The organism is Enterobacter asburiae (assembly GCF_024599655.1).
GTDB lineage: Bacteria > Pseudomonadota > Gammaproteobacteria > Enterobacterales > Enterobacteriaceae > Enterobacter > Enterobacter asburiae_D.
In genome coordinates this window covers 267,059-282,883 of sequence record NZ_CP102247.1, presented here as the reverse complement: position 1 = coordinate 282,883, position 15,825 = coordinate 267,059, and the positions used below count along the sequence as shown (strand labels likewise).

At 57.6% G+C, this 15,825-nt stretch carries 16 protein-coding genes; 6 read left to right on the top strand and 10 right to left on the bottom strand.

Going from position 1 to position 15,825, the window contains the following annotated elements; genetic code table 11:
- Positions 1 to 870, bottom strand: a complete 870-nt coding sequence (gene pldA / locus NQ230_RS01320) for a phospholipase A (RefSeq protein ID WP_257259634.1) — start codon at positions 868 to 870, stop codon at positions 1 to 3.
- 163 nt (positions 871 to 1,033) lie between these two features.
- Here pldA and yigI point away from each other — a divergent pair, with 163 nt between their 5' ends.
- Positions 1,034 to 1,501, top strand: coding sequence for an acyl-CoA thioesterase YigI (yigI, locus tag NQ230_RS01315; RefSeq protein ID WP_032644790.1), 468 nt, complete (start codon positions 1,034 to 1,036; stop codon positions 1,499 to 1,501).
- Between the two features lie 51 nt (positions 1,502 to 1,552).
- Positions 1,553 to 2,449, top strand: a complete 897-nt coding sequence (gene rarD, locus NQ230_RS01310) for an EamA family transporter RarD (RefSeq protein ID WP_023333804.1) — start codon at positions 1,553 to 1,555, stop codon at positions 2,447 to 2,449.
- Between the two features lie 74 nt (positions 2,450 to 2,523).
- Here rarD and corA read toward each other — a convergent pair whose 3' ends face one another.
- The 8 genes from corA to lptM form a co-directional block, all read right to left on the bottom strand.
- A complete protein-coding gene (corA, locus tag NQ230_RS01305; protein WP_008501540.1) occupies positions 2,524 to 3,474 on the bottom strand; it encodes a magnesium/cobalt transporter CorA in 951 nt (316 codons plus the stop codon).
- 151 nt (positions 3,475 to 3,625) lie between these two features.
- A complete protein-coding gene (ysgD, locus tag NQ230_RS01300) occupies positions 3,626 to 3,682 on the bottom strand; it encodes a YsgD/CorL family protein (RefSeq protein WP_212743980.1) in 57 nt (18 codons plus the stop codon).
- Positions 3,683 to 3,831: 149 nt separating this feature from the next.
- A complete protein-coding gene (uvrD, locus tag NQ230_RS01295) occupies positions 3,832 to 5,994 on the bottom strand; it encodes a DNA helicase II (RefSeq protein WP_033146899.1) in 2,163 nt (720 codons plus the stop codon).
- Between the two features lie 107 nt (positions 5,995 to 6,101).
- A complete protein-coding gene (yigB, locus tag NQ230_RS01290; RefSeq protein WP_159515109.1) occupies positions 6,102 to 6,818 on the bottom strand; it encodes a 5-amino-6-(5-phospho-D-ribitylamino)uracil phosphatase YigB in 717 nt (238 codons plus the stop codon).
- On the bottom strand, positions 6,818 to 7,720 hold the full coding sequence (gene xerC / locus NQ230_RS01285) for a tyrosine recombinase XerC (RefSeq protein WP_121423322.1): 903 nt from the start codon (positions 7,718 to 7,720) through the stop codon (positions 6,818 to 6,820). Before xerC ends, yigB begins: the two co-directional genes overlap by 1 nt.
- Positions 7,717 to 8,424 (bottom strand): DUF484 domain-containing protein, encoded by a 708-nt coding sequence (locus NQ230_RS01280; protein WP_023309626.1) that lies wholly within the window; start codon positions 8,422 to 8,424, stop codon positions 7,717 to 7,719. Before NQ230_RS01280 ends, xerC begins: the two co-directional genes overlap by 4 nt.
- Positions 8,421 to 9,245, bottom strand: coding sequence for a diaminopimelate epimerase (gene dapF, locus NQ230_RS01275; protein ID WP_008501545.1), 825 nt, complete (start codon positions 9,243 to 9,245; stop codon positions 8,421 to 8,423). The genes NQ230_RS01280 and dapF overlap by 4 nt, the downstream gene beginning before the upstream one ends.
- Positions 9,246 to 9,280: 35 nt before the next feature.
- A complete protein-coding gene (gene lptM / locus NQ230_RS01270; protein WP_014885650.1) occupies positions 9,281 to 9,484 on the bottom strand; it encodes an LPS translocon maturation chaperone LptM in 204 nt (67 codons plus the stop codon).
- A gap of 135 nt (positions 9,485 to 9,619) precedes the next feature.
- Here lptM and cyaY point away from each other — a divergent pair, with 135 nt between their 5' ends.
- The gene (cyaY, locus tag NQ230_RS01265; protein WP_023333807.1) at positions 9,620 to 9,940 is read left to right on the top strand and encodes an iron donor protein CyaY; all 321 of its coding nucleotides are present in this window, start codon (positions 9,620 to 9,622) and stop codon (positions 9,938 to 9,940) included.
- Between the two features lie 95 nt (positions 9,941 to 10,035).
- On the opposite strand, the gene cyaA is transcribed toward cyaY, so the two are convergent.
- The gene (cyaA, locus tag NQ230_RS01260; protein WP_121423324.1) at positions 10,036 to 12,579 is read right to left on the bottom strand and encodes a class I adenylate cyclase; all 2,544 of its coding nucleotides are present in this window, start codon (positions 12,577 to 12,579) and stop codon (positions 10,036 to 10,038) included.
- A gap of 350 nt (positions 12,580 to 12,929) precedes the next feature.
- On the opposite strand from cyaA, the gene hemC reads away from it, so the two are divergent.
- Genes hemC through hemX form a run of 3 tightly spaced genes read left to right on the top strand, consistent with a single transcriptional unit; the run spans position 12,930 to position 15,825 of the window.
- Positions 12,930 to 13,871, top strand: a complete 942-nt coding sequence (gene hemC, locus NQ230_RS01255; RefSeq protein WP_257259625.1) for a hydroxymethylbilane synthase — start codon at positions 12,930 to 12,932, stop codon at positions 13,869 to 13,871.
- Complete coding sequence (hemD, locus tag NQ230_RS01250) at positions 13,868 to 14,608, top strand: uroporphyrinogen-III synthase (RefSeq protein ID WP_257259623.1); 741 nt, start codon at positions 13,868 to 13,870, stop codon at positions 14,606 to 14,608. Before hemC ends, hemD begins: the two co-directional genes overlap by 4 nt.
- 20 nt (positions 14,609 to 14,628) lie before the next feature.
- The gene (gene hemX, locus NQ230_RS01245) at positions 14,629 to 15,825 is read left to right on the top strand and encodes a uroporphyrinogen-III C-methyltransferase (RefSeq protein WP_213823063.1); all 1,197 of its coding nucleotides are present in this window, start codon (positions 14,629 to 14,631) and stop codon (positions 15,823 to 15,825) included.

Here is a 15,825-nt window from a genome sequence, read left to right as displayed (position 1 = left end):
CTAGAGAATATCGTTCAGCATCACGCCCACGCCGACGCGGGTCTGGTTGAAGTTGTAATCGATAAGCGACTCGCCGTAACCGCTGTACACCTGAGTATAGATACGGACATGCTTCGTCATTGGATAGCTTAAGCCCACTTCCGCACCACCGTAGCCGGTGTTCCAGTTGTACTGACCTTTGGCGCTGAGCACGGCATCACCTAACTGGTAGCCGACTTTGAGCTGGTAGTAGCCCATATATTTGGTGATATCCGGGTTATCATCGGTTTCGCCCACCACATACCACGGCTTCACTTCCACCATCCAGCTACCGTTCTGCGCCATCAGACGCGTATAGGCGCGGTTCCAGCTGCGCGAGGTAGGATCAGAGCGACCGTTGGAATCGTGGTTAAAGCCCACTTCAACGTCACGCAGCGTCCAGCCCGCAAACTCATAATCCGTTGCAAAACCGAGGAACAGCTGCGGCTCATAGTTGGTTTCACGGAACGGTGAGGACTCTCCGCTGTTAGAGAGCTGCCACCAGGATTTCTGCGTGTAAGACGCCCCGAGCACCGAGTTCGGCCCCAGAATGCCGCGCCAGAACGGGAACGCGAGGCTGAGCTGGAACTTCACCTCATCTTTACGCGCATTATCAGACCAGTTATAGGAGCTTATCGCCTCTTTGTTGAGATCGCTGGTCTGGGTGTAAATCACGTAGTTGGTGTCATACGGATAGAGCGTGAACGGATTGTCATGCTCCTGAAGAAGGTTCGCGATAATGCTACCGTGAACGGCAGGTTTATCATGCACCTCTTTGATCGTCGCTTCCTGCGCATATGCTGTGAGGGGCAGCGCAACCGCCGCCAGTAACCATGCCAGATACGTCCGCATCGGTGGTGTTCTCCTGCAAAAGAGTAAAATTAGCTGAATAGTTATGTGGCGGACATTCTACAGACTTCTGCGACAACTGCTGCATCCTCGTTTCTGAAAGTGGAATTCCTTGTTGCCGAGGCATAAAATCAACATTTCGTTAACAATAAGGATGTGATGCCTCATGTCAGCCATGCTTACCGCCGAAGAAGTGTTAAAACTCGTGGGCGAGATTTTTGTTTACCATATGCCGTTTAACCGTGCGCTGGGACTGGAGCTGGAGCGTTACGAGAAAGATTTTGCCCAGCTGAGCTTCAACAACCAGCCGATGATGGTGGGTAACTGGGCGCAAAGTATTTTGCACGGCGGCGTGATCGCCTCCGCGCTGGACGTGGCGGCAGGTCTGGTCTGCGTGGGCAGTACGCTGACCCGCCATGACACCATCAACGAAGACGAACTCCGCCAGCGTCTGGCGCGCATGGGCACCATTGATTTGCGCGTCGATTACCTTCGCCCGGGGCGCGGAAATCGCTTTACCTGTTCCAGCAGCCTGCTGCGCGCGGGGAATAAAGTTGCCGTGGCGCGCGTTGAGTTACACAACGAAGAACAGGTGTATATCGCCAGCGCAACCGCCACTTATATGGTGGGTTGATACGGCAAAATCGGGTAAAATTAATTCACTTCTTTGTAACGGATTTTCCCGATGGATGCTAAACAGACGCGGCAGGGCGTTTTACTCGCCCTTGCCGCTTATTTTATTTGGGGTATCGCCCCGGCGTATTTCAAGCTAATCGCCTACGTTCCGGCCGATGAGATCCTGACTCACCGCGTTATCTGGTCGTTCTTTTTTATGATCGCGCTGATGAGCCTCAGCCGTCAGTGGTCAGGCGTCAAAACGCTGTTTAAAACCCCTAAAAAGGTCTTCCTGCTGGCGCTGTCAGCGGTTCTGATTGGCGGCAACTGGCTGCTGTTTATCTGGGCGGTGAATAACCATCATATGCTCGAAGCGAGCCTGGGGTACTTCATTAACCCGCTGGTGAACATCGTGCTGGGGATGATTTTCCTCGGTGAGCGCTTCCGTCGGATGCAGTGGGTGGCGGTGATTCTGGCCTTCTGCGGCGTACTGGTGCAGCTCTGGACCTTCGGCTCGCTGCCGATTATTGCCCTCGGCCTGGCGTTCAGCTTTGCCTTCTACGGCCTGGTGCGTAAGAAGATTGCGGTGGAAGCGCAGACGGGGATGCTGTTTGAAACCCTGTGGCTGCTGCCCGTGGCGGCGATTTATCTCTTTGGCATCGCCGACAGCGCGACCAGCCATATGGGCAGCAACCCGTGGTCGCTGAACCTGATGCTGATGGCGGCGGGCGTGGTGACCACCATTCCTCTGCTGTGCTTCACCGGTGCCGCGACGCGTCTGCGTCTCTCCACGCTGGGCTTCTTCCAGTATATTGGCCCGACGCTGATGTTCCTGCTGGCAGTGGTGTTTTACGGCGAAGTGCCGGGTGCGGATAAGATGGTGACGTTCGCCTTTATCTGGGTGGCGCTGGCGATTTTCGTCGCGGATGCGATTTATACCCAACGCAGGGTGCGCAAAGGGCTGTGATGTTGTAACCCTCTCCCACAGGAAGAGGGAATTCTATCGTAGGGCGGGTAAGCGCAGCGCCACCCGCCAGATTTTTACAGCCAGTTACGACGCTTAAAGTACAGATACGGCGCCAGCCCCGCGAGGATCATAAAGATAATCGCCCCCGGGTAACCAAAGCTCCACTTCAGCTCCGGCATAAACTCAAAGTTCATCCCGTAACTGGACGCCACCAGCGTCGGCGGCAGGAACACCACGGACACCACCGAGAAGATCTTGATGATGCGGTTCTGCTCGATGTTGATAAAGCCCATCGCCGCCTGCATCAGGAAGTTCACCTTCTGGAACAGAGATTCGTTGTGCGGCAGCAGGGATTCGATATCTCGTAAGATCTCGCGCGCCTGCTCCAGCTGACCGCCCGGCAGACGCGCCTTGCGCACCAGGAAGTTCAGCGCGCGCTGGGTATCCATCAGACACAAACGTACCTTCCAGCCGATATCTTCCAGCTCCGCCAGCGTGGAGAGCGCTTCGTCGTACTCATCTCCCTGATGGCCTTCCATGATCACGCGGCTCAGCTTTTCCAGGTCGCTGTAGATGTTTTCAATTTCGTCCGCCAGCTGTTCAATTTTGGTCTCGAACAGATCGAGCAGCAGCTCGTAAGCGTTACCGTCCACCATTGCCTGGCTGCGGGCGCGCATGCGGTAGAGACGGAATGCCGGCAGCTCGCGCTCGCGCAGGGTAAACAGACGGCCGTCGCGAATGGTAAACGCCACGGTGGAGTTACCCGCGTGATCTTCCGCATCTTCAAAGAAGAAGAAGGAGTGAATGTGCAGACCGTCTTCGTCTTCAAAAAAACGCGCGGATGCTTCGATGTCTTCCAGTTCCGGGCGGGTTGCCAGGCTTTGCCCCAGCTCAGATTGTACGCGAAGGCGCTCATCGTCGTCCGGCTCGACCAGATCCACCCATACGGCATCAATGAGGGGCTGTGACTCTTCGGCTTCAAGCCGAGTCAGTCGGTTATTTTCGAGTTGAAATGCGCTCAACATGACCGGGACTCCCAATGCAAAAAATATCGGACAGTTCGGTGGGCACACAGAAACAAATTGGGTTTCAGACCATTAAACAGCCTGACTCAGCGCGACGGGAATAATGCAGGTCGCTGACAACCACTAAGGCCATCAGCAAGAGGAGATAGCCTTAGGAGTTGTTCCTGGATGACAGGGAATTGAGCCAGTATCTACTGGGTGTGTCCAAGGCGAATGTCCTCTTAGCGTAATCGTGCGCGCATGTTACGCCAGCTATAACTGTGGCGTCAACACGCAACGGAACGCTGAAGGGCATTAATTGACCTTCACTGTATAAGGCTAGCAGATTATTACAAAATAATGATATTTTTCTGAATGTTAGACTGTTTCCAGCTTCGCATAGGCCGCTACCAGCCATTTGATCCCCTGCCCCTGGAACGCCACCTGCAGACGGCTGTGCTCGCCGCTGCCTTCCAGATTCACAATGGTGCCTTCGCCAAACTTCGAATGGCGCACGCGCTGGCCCAGCTTGTAGCCGGTGTCGGTTTCCGCAATCGGCGAGCCCATGCGCTGATGGCTGACCGGACGGCTGATGCTCGCCCGCAGACGCACCTCTTCCACACACTCTTCCGGCAGTTCACCGATAAAGCGCGACGGACGGTGATAAACCTCTTTACCGTACAGACGGCGGGTTTCGGCGTAGGTCAGCGTCAGCTTTTGCATCGCGCGCGTCACGCCCACGTAGGCCAGACGACGCTCCTCTTCCAGACGGCCGCCTTCATCCAGCGACATCTGGCTCGGGAACATCCCCTCTTCCATCCCGACAATAAACACCTGCGGGAACTCCAGGCCTTTGGCGGAGTGCAGGGTCATCAGCTGAACCGCATCCTGCCAGGTGTCCGCCTGCCCTTCACCCGCTTCCAGCGCGGCGTGGGAGAGGAACGCCTGCAGCGGCATCAGGTCTTCGTCTTCTTCGTTGTAGCTGAACTGGCGCGTTGCCGTGACCAGCTCCTCTAAGTTCTCAATACGGGTCTGGCCCTTCTCGCCTTTCTCCTGCTCGTACATAGTGCGCAGGCCGGAGTCTTTAATCACCCGGTCGGTCTGCACGTGCAGCGGCATGTCGGCGGTTTCCTGCGCCAGGGCGTCAATCAGCTCAAGGAAGCGCTGTAACGCGCTGGCTGCGCGCCCGGCGAGGGCTTTTTCCTGCAGCAGCTCGCGGCACGCCTGCCACAGCGTCAGCTGGCGATCGCGCGAGGCCTGACGCACCACGTCCAGCGTGCGGTCGCCAATCCCGCGGGTCGGCGTATTGACCACGCGTTCAAACGCCGCGTCGTCGTTACGGTTCGCAATGAGGCGCAGATACGACAGCGCATCTTTGATTTCCTGACGTTCGAAGAATCGCATGCCGCCGTAAATGCGGTACGGCATGCTCACCTGCAGGAGCGCCTCTTCCAGCACGCGCGACTGGGCGTTGCTGCGATAGAGAATGGCGCACTGCTCCAGCGCGCCGCCGTTGTCCTGCCAGGTTTTTATGCGGTTCACCACGAAGCGGGCTTCGTCGAGCTCGTTGAAAGCGCAGTAAATCGAAATCGGTTCGCCGTCGACGCCGTCGGTCCACAGCTTTTTCCCCAGACGCCCGTTGTTGTTTTCAATCAGGGCGTTGGCCGCGCTCAGGATGTTGCTGGTTGAACGGTAGTTCTGCTCCAGACGGATGGTTTCCGCGCCGGGAAAATCGTTGAGGAAGCGCTGGATGTTTTCTACCTGCGCCCCGCGCCAACCGTAAATCGACTGGTCATCATCGCCCACGATCATTACCTTGCCGGTATCACCGGCCAGCAGGCGGATCCACGCGTACTGGATGTTGTTGGTATCCTGGAATTCGTCCACCAGGATATTGGTGAAGCGTTCACGGTAGTGCTGAAGAATGTGCGGCTTGTTGAGCCACAGCTCGTGGGCGCGCAGCAGCAGCTCGGCGAAATCCACCAGACCGGCGCGATCGCACGCTTCCTGATAGGCCTTGTAGACGTTCTGCCAGGTCTGCTCGACCGGGTTGCCGAAGCTCTGAATATGGTGCGGACGCAGCCCTTCGTCTTTCTGCCCGTTGATGTACCACATCGCCTGACGCGGCGGCCACTGCTTCTCGTCGAGGTTCATCGCCTTGATCAGGCGCTTCAGCAAGCGGAGCTGGTCTTCGCTGTCGAGGATCTGGAAATCCTGCGGCAGGTTGGCGTCCATATGGTGCGCGCGCAGCAGGCGGTGCGCCAGACCGTGGAAGGTGCCGACCCACATGCCGCCCTGGCTGGTGCCCATCAGCTGTGCAATACGGTGGCGCATCTCTGCCGCCGCCTTGTTGGTAAACGTCACCGCCATGATGGAGTACGGGGAGCAGTTCTCCACGCTCTGCAGCCAGGCGATACGGTGAACCAGCACGCGCGTCTTACCACTGCCCGCCCCAGCCAGCACCAGCATGTTGGTGCGCGAGGCGGCAACCGCGTCACGCTGTTTATCATTAAGGCTGTCGAGCAGGTAAGAAACGTCCATTGGCACCGTCACATAGTATTCAGGAACACAGCAAAACGCCCGGTGGCGCTTCGCTTACCGGGCCTACAACTGCAAACCCCTGGTAATTTATACAATATTACTGGTGATTATATCAGCGTCGTGAGGGATGCCAACCGTGAAATTTCCACGTGCGGCAGAAGACGGCTGTCCAGCGTGGTCATCAGGTCGGCGTTTTCCGGCTTGATCCAGCAGGCCTGCATGCCGCAGCGGATAGCCCCGGCCACGTCCGTGGTCAGGTCATCCCCCACGTGCAGAATGTTCCCCAGCGGCAGGTTAAGCTTGTCCGCCGCCAGATGGTACATATCGCTGAACGGCTTCGCGCGCCCGTGCGGGCCCGCGCGCAGCACGAATTCAAAGTAATCGCTCAGGCCAAACAGCTCCGGCTGGGCATTGCCGTTGGTGATGGCCACCAACGGCCACTTTTCAGCAAGCTTCGCCAGCGTCTCGTGGGTCTCCTGCGGCACGTCGATACGGCTGCGCCATTTGGCGAAGTTTTCCATTGCCGCTTCGGCCCCGATGGCCGCGTCCTGCACGCTCAGGCCCACGTTGAGCATCGCCTGCTCAACCGCACGACGACGCCATTCGGTCACGTCGTGGTAAATGTCCGGCTCGGTCTCACGCAGGGACTGACGCAGCTTCTGAAAGTCCTTGTTCTGTATCGCTTTCAGCGCGGGATGGTAGTTCTGCACAAACGCCAGCGACTCCTGCTCGGTACGCAGGATCACCTCGCGGTTGTCATAAAGGGTGTCATCAAGGTCAAACGTCAGGGCCGAGATCTGACCAAGTGGGCGGTAAAAACGCATTATTTCCCCCGTTTGGCGCGTGGATGCGCCGCGTCATACACCGAGGCAAGGTGTTGGAAGTCTAAGTGGGTATAGATTTGAGTGGTCGACAGATTTGCGTGGCCCAGCAGTTCCTGCACGCCGCGCAGATCGCCGCTCGACTCAAGCATGTGTGTCGCAAAGGAGTGGCGCAGCTTGTGCGGGTGAACGTGGCTGTTCAGCCCCTGCTTAATGCCCCACTCCGCAAAGCGCTTCTGCACGTTACGCGCCGAGATCCGTTTGCCGAGTTTCGACAGGAACAGCGCATCCTCTTCGCTGCCAAACAGCCCGCGCAGGTCAAGCCAGTGCTCAATCCAGGAGACCGCATTCCGGCCAATCGGCAGACGGCGCTCTTTGCTGCCCTTACCCATCACCCACACTTCACCAGATTCCAGATCGAGATGCTTGAGGTCAAGGTTGACGAGTTCAGACAGACGCAGGCCTGCGCCGTACATCACCTCCAGCATCGCGCGGTCGCGCACGGCGAGCGGATCGTTAAGGTCGATATCCAGCAGGCGGTTTACGTCGTCGACGTCGATATTTTTAGGCAGATGGCGCGGCGCTTTCGGCGTGGCGATCCCCTTTGCCGGGTTGGCTTTTAAGCCCCCCTGGCTGACCAGCCAGTCGAAGAAACTGCGCAGCGCAGAAAGCCTGAGCGCCAGGCTCGCCGGGCTGAGATTTTTTTTACGGCTACGCACGACGAACCCGCGTACCGTCGCAGCGTCACATTGTTGCCAGCTTTTCAGGCCGATTTCGTCGGCAATCTGCATGATGGCATCAAGCTGACGCTGGTAGTTGAGCAGGGTAATGGGGCTAAGCTGACGCTCCACGCCCAGATAGCGCAGAAAGCGCGAAACGTCAGTGGCGAGCAGTCCGTCCGTCATACGCGCTCAATCCAGCGCTCCAGCAGCTCGGGCAGCATCAGGGCGATCTCCTGCAGCAGGTGCGTGGCCTGCCCCTGCTCATAGTGATGCGCGTCGCGGCTGGTAAATAACATGACCCCCAGATCGCCATCGCGCCCCATCAGCGACATCGCTACCGAGCCAATCGCTTTGGCTTCCGGTAATACCACCAGCAGCTCAGGTCCGTTCAGCGGCCCCAGATAGTGGTGCTCATGGCCCAGACGCTGAATGCGCAGCGGTTCAAACGCCTGACGGCTGAGCGCCAGATGGGTAAACCCGGACGGCGCGCCAATGCGCCAGCGGTCAGGGAACAGACGAATCGTTGCGCCTGCCAGCCCCAGCTCCCGGGCCCAGCGGTGGAAGCGGCTGAGGAACTCGTCAAGACTGTGCGCCGACGCCAGACGCGCCTGCAGGTGCAGCAGACGATAGAACAGGCTTTCGTTGGTGCTGGCCTGCTCCATCAGCAGCGTCATGTTCTCTTCAAGCTGATTGATGTGGTTGCGCGAGCGCGCCATGTGCCATTCGACCAGCGACACGGTTCCGCGAACCGGATGCGGCACGCGCATCTCTTCGACGACGCGTGCATTGCGAATAAAAAACTCAGGATTGCGCAGCAGATAATCAACAACAGCTCTGTCGTCCAGTTCCGTCACTGTTTCCTGCAGTTCTTCCCCTGGTTGTTTCATAGATGGATAAACCCGTCATAGACATGTGCCGCCGGGCCAGTCATATACAGTGGATGACCCGGTCCTTTCCAGGCGATATCAAGCCGACCGCCCGGTAACTCCACGCGAACCTCTTCTGCCAGTAACCCCTGAGAGATGCCCACGGCCACCGCAGCACAGGCGCCGCTTCCGCAGGCCTGAGTCTCGCCCGCGCCGCGCTCGTAAACCCGCAGGCGAATGTGCTCGCGCTTCACCACCTGCATAAAGCCGATGTTTGCGCGCTCCGGGAAACGTTCGTGGCTTTCCAGCACCGGGCCGAGCGTTTCGACCGCGGCGGTTTCCACATCATCAACCTGAATCACGCAGTGCGGGTTACCCATTGAGACGACGCCGCACAATACTGTCTGCTCGGCCGCACGCATAATATAGGTCTTTTCCGCTTTGTTTGCGCGAAACGGCACGACGGAGGGCTCGAAGTTAGGCTCACCCATGTTCACGCGCACCAGTTCATCATCGGTGACGCTGAGCACCATGCGACCATTGGCCGTGCTGACGCGAATATCACGCTTGTTGGTCAGCCCTTTCAGGCGGACAAAGCGGGCAAAACAGCGCGCGCCGTTTCCGCACTGGTTAACTTCGCTGCCGTCCGCGTTAAAAATACGGTAGTGGAAATCGAGGTCGGGATCGTACGGTGGCTCGACCACCAGCAGCTGATCGAACCCCACGCCCAGATGCCGATCCGCCAGGCGACGGATCAGTTCCGGGGAGAAAAACACATTCTGCGTTACCGCGTCGACGACCATAAAATCGTTGCCAAGGCCATGCATTTTAGAGAACTGCATCATTTGCTCCATTGCGCGGGTACAGAACGTTGTCGTCAGAGATTAACCTGAGTCGGGCCGCCGTTGTCGCCACGATCGTTAGTATTTGGCGTGGTAGACTCAATGCCGCTTTGCACGGGTTTCGTTGGCGGCGGCGCGGTTTTATCCGCAGGTGGGAAGTACAGTGGTCCCTTCAGTCCGCAGCCAGTCAGGCTAAACAGCGTGATGAGAACGGCAAGCGTTCGGAAAGCGTTTTTCATTATAAAGTTGCCCGTAAGTTCAAATCTGTTTCTATCATCGCAGGAGAAGACACAAAAGCAAGAGTTTGCCGCTTTCCTGCAACGGGAATTATTTAGGGTTATACTGCCGGCATCACGAAAAACAGGAACAAAACCATGAACGACAGTGAATTCCATCGCCTTGCCGACAACCTGTGGATGACCATCGAAGAGCGTCTTGACGACTGGGACGGCGACAGCGATATCGATTGTGAAATCAACGGCGGCATTCTGACCCTGAGCTTCGAAAATGGCAGCAAAATTATTATTAACCGCCAGGAGCCGCTTCACCAGGTCTGGCTGGCCGCTAAACAGGGCGGCTATCATTTCGATCTGAAAGACGGGGAGTGGGTTTGCGACCGTAGCGGCGTACCGTTCTGGGACCTGCTGGAACAGGCCGCGACCGCGCAGGCGGGTGAGGCGGTGAGTTTCAGGTAGTTTTGTTGCCGGGTGGCGCTGCGCTTACCCGGCCTACGGATTCGAGCTGTTGTAGGCCCGGTAAGGCGTAGCCGCCACCGGGCGAGCGAAAAGGCTCAGGAGAAATACTGCTGCAACAGCGGCGCGGTGTCCTGATTGGCAGGCGCGGCAGGCGTTACGGCCTGGGTCCGGAACGGGATCACCTGCGTACGACCGTCGACGTTTACAATCTGGTAGAACTGCGGCAGGTTAAAGTTGATAAAACTTGAGCCGTAGGTGAAACGGTCATGCGAAGAGGAGTAGAAGCGGCTGACGTCGCGCACCAGCTCCTCTTTACTGCCTTCACAGTGGTGATACACCTCGGCGCGGTTGGTCTCATCCAGAATGTAGATGTTAAACCCGGCATCCTCGCCCGACTCTTCAAAGAAGAACTGGATAATCCCTTCGCTGGCGAATCCGTCCACCACTTGCGGCAGCTTAACGTGGTTGGTTTCCACCTGCACCGACAGGCCATGCAGCTTGTTGTGCGAAATCGCGCCGTAGAACTCGATGGCGTTTTCCAGCTTCTGTACCGACACGTTCAGGCGCTCGAAGAACAGGCCCCAGGTCTGACCGGAGACGCGCAGCGCTTTGAAGCGTCCGGTCTCCTGACGGGTGCTGGAGAGGCGCAGTTCGATACACTCAGAAACCAGCTGCTGCACGCGGGTACGAATTAAACCGCGCAGATGCTGGCTGTAGCAGAACACTTCGACGCTGTCCGGCGGGGCGGCATCCTGGTGCATCTTACCGAGAATGGTTTTCAGCGCTTCGATCATCGCCTGCTCGCCGTTGAAATGCAGGGTACGCACTTCGTTCCACGAGTTGCGGTACAGCAGGTCCACGCTGCCCACCAGGCAGTTTTGCTGCTCGCCAAAGCTGAAGACGTCCAGCTTGCGGAAGTCAAAGTGGACCACCTGATTGCGGAAGGCCGCCGTCGGGTCGTATTCCAGGTTGACGATAATCGCCAGATGGCGAATTTCGCACGGGCTGTAGAGCGCTTTCGGCGTTGGGGCAGGCAGACGCAGCGGGAAGTGGTGCGAGACATCCGCGACCATCTCCTGCAGCTTAGCGAGATCAACCACCTCGTTGCCTTTGATAAACAGGCGCGTGCGCGAGGTCAGCAGGCCGTTGAACCAGGCCCACGCCACCAGCTTGTTCAGGTAGCGGTTATATTCCAGCGGCTGATGGCTGACGATCGAATCCATGCTTGGCGCACGGTTATACAGATACCACCCGGTGCGGTTCGCGCGGCCCGGCGGCACATAGATAAAGGTCAGGTTCGGTTCTGACAGGTCTGGCGAAATCTGCGGGTTAACCAGGGTGACTTTACCCGGCAGCGCTTCAAACGCGGCGTACAGCTTACGGGTCAACACCCCGATGTCCTGCGGGCTGGCGGAAACACTGAGGTTGTTACGGCGCGCAAAGCGGATCAGGTTACGGTAGCTTTGCATCATCGCATCGAGCAGTTCGTTGTGCGCTTCACGCACCTGATCGATTTTCCAGTTGGCCCGGTTGTCGAGCATGGACAGACGCGCTTCGTCCCATCCCCACTCTTTCACTAACTGACTGACCACTTCACGACGCCAGCCCACGCAGGCGCGCTCGCGGCTCAATTTCTCACAGACTTTGAGATAGAAACATCGACGCACCAGGTCAAGACGCGTGGTGTCATCAATGGCTTTCAGGTATTCGGTCACGCGCTCCAGCATCATGCAGTAGGCGTCCAGCCCGAAGGAGACGATCTCCCCATCGTGCAAACGCTGCTTGATATCTTTCGCCAGCAGGCGCGGCGTGGGGTATTCCCAAGAGTAGGCTTCCAGCAGCAGCGTTTTCAGCACCGCTTTGTACGGCGAGTCGATACTTTTATAGAGCTGCCAGAGGCTTGCGCCAAAGTACTCTTCGGCTGACAGAGAGCTCAGACCGCCGAGGTCCAGCCATTCGTTTGGCGTCAGTACGCCCTGCGCGTAAAGCGACATGACGTAGTCATCGTAATGCTCTTCTTCTTCGCACGGGACCATATTCCACAGAATACGCTTCCCGGCCAGACGCACGGCAGTACGATAAAATTCATCCAGCAATAAGATGTGCTGAGTCGAGCCGCAGTCCTCACCACCCAGACTGCCGCTTTCGTTATGGCGGAAACGGTTTTCATCAATCAGGAAGAAGCTCACTTCCACACCGAGCGAGGCCGCCCAGCTCTCCAGCAGGCTGCACTTGCGCTGCAGCAGCTGACGCTCGTCGTTATCGAGCCATGACTGATGGCAGACCCAGATGTCCAGGTCCGAAGAACAGCTTTGCCCTACCGATGAGGTGCTCCCCATAGAGTAAACGCCGGTAATCGGCAGTTCACCTTTCGGAGACTCCTGTGGCGGCATGCCGCGGTAGAGTTCCAGCTCGTTCAGGTAATGCTGTTGGGTTTCATCAGGCGTGAAAAGGCAAATGCCCTGGGGAACGTTACCGTCAAGGTAGCCAGGCATCAGCGGATGGTGATAGTGCAATAATGTCGGCAGCAGACTGTATACCTGCTGGAAAGCAGGGCCCATGGCAGCAAGCGCGCGATCCACACGCAGTTGATTAATGGCATCCAGTCTCTGTTTCAGAGTCTCAATATAGAGGTACAAGACGTATCGCCTGATGTTTCCGGGTGTCGCAAGCTATTCAAAACACGAATAACAGCGGACCCGCAGTATTTCAAAAAGATAACCGTTACCCTTTTTCGCCCTTATCATTTTTGGTGGTAGCGACGAAAAAATGGTCTAAAACGTGATCAATTTAACACCTTGCCGGTTGACCGTAAAGAAAGATGCGCTACATACAAGTGTAGCACCGTTCTGTACGTGTAAATTCCTGAATACGGCTATGGCTGACGAATACGCCGCCTTGTCCCTCTCACGCTTCATCAACCGTAAAACTGCCATCCCAGAGTCAACAATGTTAGGATGGTTAGCGATTGATAATGACGGTAACAAGCATGTTAGACAATGTTTTGAGAATTGCCACACGCCAAAGCCCTCTCGCGCTCTGGCAGGCACATTATGTGAAGCAGCGCCTTGAAGCCTGCCACAGCGGATTGCGCGTCGAGCTGGTGCCGATGGTCACGCGCGGTGACGTGATCCTCGATACGCCCCTGGCGAAAGTGGGCGGCAAAGGCCTGTTTGTCAAAGAACTGGAACTGGCATTGCTTGAGAACCGCGCCGATATCGCCGTACATTCGATGAAAGACGTGCCCGTCGAGTTCCCGGAAGGGCTGGGGCTGGTGACCATCTGCGAGCGTGAAGATCCGCGCGATGCGTTTGTCTCTAACCACTATGACTCCCTCGACGCGCTGCCGGAAGGGAGTGTGGTTGGCACGTCCAGTTTACGCCGTCAATGTCAGCTGGCGGAACGTCGTCCTGACCTGATCATTCGCTCGCTGCGCGGTAACGTCGGCACGCGTCTGGGCAAGCTGGATAACGGCGACTACGATGCCATAATCCTCGCCGTTGCCGGTCTGAAGCGTCTGGGGCTGGAGTCGCGCATTCGCGTGGCGATGCCGCCAGAACTGTCGCTGCCGGCCGTGGGCCAGGGTGCCGTCGGCATCGAGTGCCGTCTGGACGATGCGCGTACCCGCGAACTGCTCGCGCCGCTGAACCACGACGAGACCGCTATTCGCGTAAAAGCCGAGCGTGCGATGAATACCCGCCTCGAAGGGGGATGCCAGGTACCGATTGGCAGCTATGCTGAATTAACAGATGGCGAACTGTGGCTACGCGCGCTGGTGGGCGCCCCGGACGGTTCGCTGATGGTACGCGGCGAACGTCGCGGTAAAGCGCAAGATGCCGAGCAGCTTGGCGTGTCGCTGGCTGAAGAGCTGCTGGATAACGGCGCCCGCGAGATTCTGGCTGACGTTTATAATGGAGAGCCCCCTGCATGAGTATTCTCGTCACCCGCCCTTCTCCCGCAGGAGAGCAGTTAGTGAGCCGTCTGCGCGCACTGGGGCAGGTGGCCTGGAGTTTGCCGCTCATTGAATTCTCCCCCGGTCGGGAGCTCTCTGCGCTCGCCGACCAGATGAATACCCTTCAGGAAGGCGACCTGCTGTTTGCGCTGTCGCAACATGCCGTGGAATTTGCCCACGCGCAGCTGCAACAGCAGGGTTTGACCTGGCCAACCGCCCCCCGCTATTTCGCGATTGGCCGCACAACGGCACTGGCGCTGCATACCGTAAGCAGCGCGGACGTTCGTTACCCGTTAGATCGGGAAATCAGCGAAGTCTTGCTACAATTACCTGAATTACAAACTATTGCCGGAAAGCGTGCGCTCATTTTGCGCGGTAATGGTGGCCGCGAACTGTTGGGCGAAACGCTGCGTGAACGTGGTGCAGACGTAACGTTCATTGAGTGCTATCAGCGTTGTGCAAAACACTACGATGGCGCGGAAGAGGCGATGCGCTGGCACGCGCGCGGCATTAATACGCTGGTGGTCACCAGCGGTGAAATGTTACAACAGCTTTGGTCGCTGATACCGCTTTGGTATCGCGAAAACTGGTTACTCCGCTGTCGGCTTCTGGTCGTCAGTGAGCGTCTGGCGAACCAGGCCCGGGAACTGGGCTGGCAGGATATTCGGATCGCTGATAACGCCGACAACGATGCGCTGCTGCGCGCATTACAATAACTCTCAAATGGGAAGCCATAATGACGGAACACGACAAATCCTCCGCCGTGGTTGAAGAGACCAGGGAGACTGTGGAGACGACGCCACAGCCAGAGACGACAGAGAAAACCGCTGAGAAGAAAAACGGCAGCAACAAAACGAGCCTCACGCTGAGCGCGATTGCCATCGCCATTGCGCTGGCAGCAGGGGTTGGCCTGTACGGTCTGGTGAAGCAACAGGGTGCTAATCAAAGGTCCACCAGCGATGCGCTGGTGAATCAGCTCACCGCCCTGCAAAAAGCGCAGGAGACGCAGAAAACCGAGCTGGAAGCGGTGATTAAGCAGCAGGCCGCCGCGCTTGCCGAAGCGAACAGCAAACAGGAAGAGCTGACCAAACAGCTGGGCGACGTGCAGCAGAAAGTCGCCACAATTTCCGGCACCGATGCCAAAACCTGGCTGCTCTCGCAGGCGGACTTCCTGGTGAAGCTCGCCGGACGTAAGCTCTGGAGCGACCAGGACGTCACCACTGCCGCCGCGCTGCTGAAAAGCGCCGATGCGAGCCTGGCAGACATGAACGACCCGAGCCTCATCGCGGCCCGTCGCGCGATTACCGAAGACATCGCCAGCCTCTCCGCCGTCTCGCAGGTGGATTACGACGGCATTATCCTCAAGGTGAATCAGCTTTCGAATCAGATTGATAACCTGCAGCTGGCAGATAATAACGACGACGACTCTCCGATGGATTCCGACGGTACCGAGCTTTCCAGCTCCCTGAGCGAATGGCGCATAAACCTGCAGAAAAGCTGGCAGAACTTTATGGACAGCTTCATTACTATCCGCCGTCGCGACGAAACCGCCGTGCCGCTGCTGGCGCCGAACCAGGATATCTATCTGCGCGAGAACATTCGTTCCCGCCTGCTGGTAGCGGCTCAGGCCGTACCGCGTCATCAGGAAGAGACCTATAAACAGGCACTGGATAACGTTTCAACGTGGGTACGCGCCTACTACAACACCGATGATGCGACGACCACCGCCTTCCTCGAAGACATTGATAAGCTGAGCCAGCAGAACATCACCATGAACGTGCCGGATAAGCTGGCCAGCCAGCCGATTCTGGAGAAGCTGATGCAGACGCGCGTACGTAACCTGCTGGCGCAGCCGGGCGTGCCGGCAGAGCCGTCGGGCGGAGCGGCACCTGCCCCGGCTCCGGCGCCTGAAAGCACACCGCAGGGAGAGTAA